Origin of the sequence: Bradyrhizobium sp. (assembly GCF_019244115.1) — a bacterium.
GTDB lineage: Bacteria > Pseudomonadota > Alphaproteobacteria > Rhizobiales > Xanthobacteraceae > Bradyrhizobium.
In genome coordinates this window covers 1-3853 of record NZ_JAFATE010000673.1, presented here as the reverse complement: position 1 = coordinate 3853, position 3853 = coordinate 1, and the positions used below count along the sequence as shown (strand labels likewise).

At 63.8% G+C, this 3853-nt stretch carries 2 protein-coding genes; both read right to left on the bottom strand.

Translation table 11 applies throughout. From position 1 onward, the window contains the following. Window positions 1-324: 324 nt before the first annotated feature. The gene (locus JOZ76_RS29255) at window positions 325-2556 is read right to left on the bottom strand and encodes a L,D-transpeptidase family protein (protein ID WP_291704641.1); all 2232 of its coding nucleotides are present in this window, start codon (window positions 2554-2556) and stop codon (window positions 325-327) included. A 350-nt stretch (window positions 2557-2906) separates the two neighbouring features. Then, window positions 2907-3853 (bottom strand): sigma 54-interacting transcriptional regulator (locus JOZ76_RS29250; protein WP_291704639.1); only part of this gene is annotated, 947 nt, incomplete at its 5' end.

Sequence of the window (3853 nt, the reverse complement as noted above, 5' to 3'; positions counted from 1 at the left end):
GCGACCGGCTCTCGATAGCGACAGCGCAATCAATCGGCGCGCAAAACCAGCCAGCAAGATGAGCCCACCCCGTCGACGAGCGATCACATGGACTCTTTCGCCAACCCCGTGTCACGAAAGAGAGTGAACGCATTGCTAAAGCGGGATGGTTAATGGAGACTTACCCCCCATCCCAGAAATTAATGCTTAACATATACCATTGAGTGTGGCGAAAAAGCGCCACTACGCTTTCACGTTGTAGAATGGTTAAAATCAGACGACCTCGCCCAAGCGGCGAGGTCGTTGATTTAATGAGAGAAATCTTCAGGAAGCCGTCACCGCCACTCAACGGGCATAAAATTGCCTTTGTTGTGGCTGCTGCCAGCGCCGGCCGATCGGCGCGGGCGGCTGCAGGGCCGGCGGCCCACCGAACAGCCGTTCGAAGAACGACGGGCCGGACGGTCCGGGAGGATAATAGCCGCTGTTGCTGGCGAAGTTGACGTTGGAGGGCAGGTTGCCGGCCGGGCGCACATAGTTCGGCTGCGCATGGGCGATCACCTGCTCGAGGTCCTTGCCCCTGGCGTTCTTCAAAAGGGCGATCATGGTGGCGTCGCGGCCGTAGACGTCCTTGCGGATCTGAAGCTTGCCTGCATCATCAACGAATGCGGTCTGATAGGTGATGTTGACCGGGATCGGGGTCGGGAATTTCAGGTCGATCTCGCTCGAGCCGTACATGCCGCGCACCCGCTCCGGCGTCCAACGCTCGTTCGGTTCGGTGATGTTGAGCAGCACCGAGGCGTACTGATCCGGATTCTGCACCCGCATGCAGCCATGGCTGAAGGCGCGCTCCTCCTTGGCAAACAGGTACTTGTCCGGCGTGTCGTGCTGGTAGACCAGGAATTTGTTGGGGAAGTTGAAGCGGATGCGGCCGAGCGCGTTGGCTTCGCCCGGCGGCTGCGAAATGTGAATCTGGCCGTCCGAGCCGCGTTCCAGGCGGAGCCCCATGCGCTCGAGCACCGTCGGGTCCTGCTGCAGCGCCGGCAAATATTCGTTGTAGATGATCGACGGCGGCACGTTCCAGGTCGGGTTGACCGTGATGAACTTCATGGTCTCGCTGAGCAGCGGGGTCGCGTGGATGCCCGGCTTGCCGGTGACGACGCGGGTGGTCCAGACCTGCTGGCCGCGCTGCATCACCTTCAGCGTGTAGTCGGGGATGTTGAGGATGACATAGGCATCGCCGATCGCGGGCGCGCCGAGGTCGCGCGGCAGCCAGCGCCAGCGCTCCATGTTGACGATGACGGTGTCGATCTGCCGGTCGTGCTTCGGGCTGTTCAGCGCGCGCACGGTGCGTTCATCGAGCACGCCGGTCGGCTTCAGGTCGACGCTGTCCTGGAATCTGCGCACCGCCTCGGCGACCCTGGCGTCGTACCGGGTGTCGTCGGCGTTTTCGCTGATGCCGAGTTTGGCGCGCAGCTGCGGCACGCGCGGATCGTCCATCACCTCTTCGGCCGGCTTCTTGCCGCGCGCGGGTACATATTTCAGCACCTGGCCGTCGGGAATCGGCGATGCGGCCGGGCCGTCGCCCTGGCCGCACAGCTCGGCGAGCTTCTTTCTCAGCTCCTTGTAAAGTTTTTGTGGCGGGTTGTAGCTGTCGAGGGTGGCCGAGGCATCCTTCGCGGTCGTCACGTTGGCCAGCACCTCGGCCGGATCGGTCGGGTGCTCCGGATACTGAATGTCACCCGACACCTGCGAAAAATGCATCCGGCCGCTCTGCGCCTGCCGCGCATAGTCCAGCATGCTGGCGGTCAGTTTCAGTTCGGCATCGGCAAGCGCGTCCGGCGTCGTCGCCGCCGCGAAATCCGGCACCGGATAGTCGGCCGGATTGAGGCCATCGGAGGCCGCATCATTGAGGCGCGCGATGACGCCCTTCGCGGTCGCGGTCAGCCCGCCGGCCTGGGTCCACACCGGCGCATAGTCGCGTGCGGCATAGAATTTCTCCGCCGCCGCGCGGTCCGCCTTGCGGTCGAAGGTGCGCAGCGTCTTGCCGGAGAACAGCTCGCGCAGCTTGTCGGCGACCGGCTGGTCGGCCGGCGGCACGTTGCTCGCGGCCTTCACGGGCTCCTTGGCGGGCTCGGCGGCGGGCGCAGCAGCCGCGGCCGGCGGTGCGGCGGCCGGTATGGCTGCGTCCGGCTTGACCGGCGCGGTGGCCATGTCGGACGGCTTGCTGTCTTGCGTCTTGATGTCGGCGGGTTTGGTGTCGGCCGCCTTGGTCTCGGGCGCCTTGATGTCAGTGGCCCTGTCGTCGCCGGGCTTGATATCGGCTTTGATGTCGCTCTTGGCAGCGTCGGAGATCGAGGCCGTGGTGCCCGCGTTGTCTAGTTTGAAGTCGCCGGCGGTCGGGGGTGGAACATTGGCCGGCTCGGGCATCGGCACGGCTGCCTCGATCGCGAGCTCGGCGGCACTCTTGTGCGCGCCGTCGCTCTGCGCGAGCGCCTGACTTGCCGAAATCGTGAGGAAGGCCGCCACGGCCATCAGCACGCGATCGTATCCACCACGGCCATTCACACAATTTCGCATTTGTCACACCCCTCGGGTGAAGCTGCCCCCGCGCAGGTCGGCAGCTCCGGTCATGTTTTTTCAATTTCCGCTAAAATACCGGCCACGCGTTCTGGTACGCCTGTACGCAAATGAATCGTCTGAATCATCAGCATTGACCAACGCGTAACACGCGCCCCAGTTCTGCAGCCAGCACCGCACGGGGCAACTCACGACAAACTGACTTCAGGCAAAATCCATCGCAGCGGATTGTGCTTCTTGCCACGTGCTGTTGCCTTTGTCTGTCACCATCAAGACACGGTTCGAATCTTCTCAAAATTTCCGACGCTTATATGGTCTGCTGCGACGTCGAAACGCCGCAATTGAATGCATCACGGCGATCCGGCATGCTCTTCGCCGCCTTTAGCGGCCGCGGTCCCTGAGGCCTCGTCGAGTTTGCGGTAGAGCGTGGAACGGCCAATTTTGAGGCGGCGCGCCACCTCGGACATTTGGCCGCGGTAATGCGAGATCGCAAACCGGATGATCTCGTTCTCCATCTCTTCCAGCGGCCGGATTTCGCCCGAGGCGGTGAGCATGGACAATGTGCCCTGGCTCGGCAGCGGGGCGATGGGTATATCGCTACCCGAGACCAGAGCCGGCGCGCTCTGGTGCAGGACCGGCGCGACCGTGACCGGCTCATAGGCGATCTCCGCCGCAACCTTCGTTTGCGGCGCGGCCAGCATCAGCGGAAAATCGCCAAGCTCGAGCTGGTCGCCCTCGCTCATGACGACAGCGCGATAGACCGCATTCTCCAGCTGGCGGATATTGCCCGGCCAGTCGAACTGGGCGAGGTGCGCGACCGCTTCGGCGCTGATGCCGGAGACCGCGCGATTCTCTTCCGCGGCAAAGCGGACCAGGAAATGGCGGAGCAGAATCGGGATGTCCTCTCGCCGCGCGCGCAGCGGCGGCACGGTCAGCGGCAGGACGTGCAGGCGGTAGAACAGGTCTTCGCGGAAATGGCCGCTCTTGACGTGGTCCAGCAGCTTGCGGTTGGTCGCGGAGATGATGCGGACGTCGACCTTGACGGGTTTGCGGCCGCCGACCGCCTCGACCGCGCCTTCCTGCAGCGCGCGGAGCAGCTTGACCTGCGCGGCGAGCGGCAGCTCGGAGACTTCGTCGAGAAACAGCGTGCCGCCGCTCGCCTCGACGAATTTGCCGAGATGGCGTTCGGTGGCGCCGGTGAAGGCGCCTTTTTCATGGCCGAACAGGATCGATTCCACGAGGTTGTCCGGGATCGCGCCGCAATTCACTGCGACGAACGGTTTTGATCGCCGCTCGC

Coding starts and splice junctions, on each gene's coding strand:
- JOZ76_RS29255 (WP_291704641.1), bottom strand. CDS start 2,556: ATGCGAAATTGTGTGAATGGCCGTGGTGGATACGATCGCGTGCTGATG.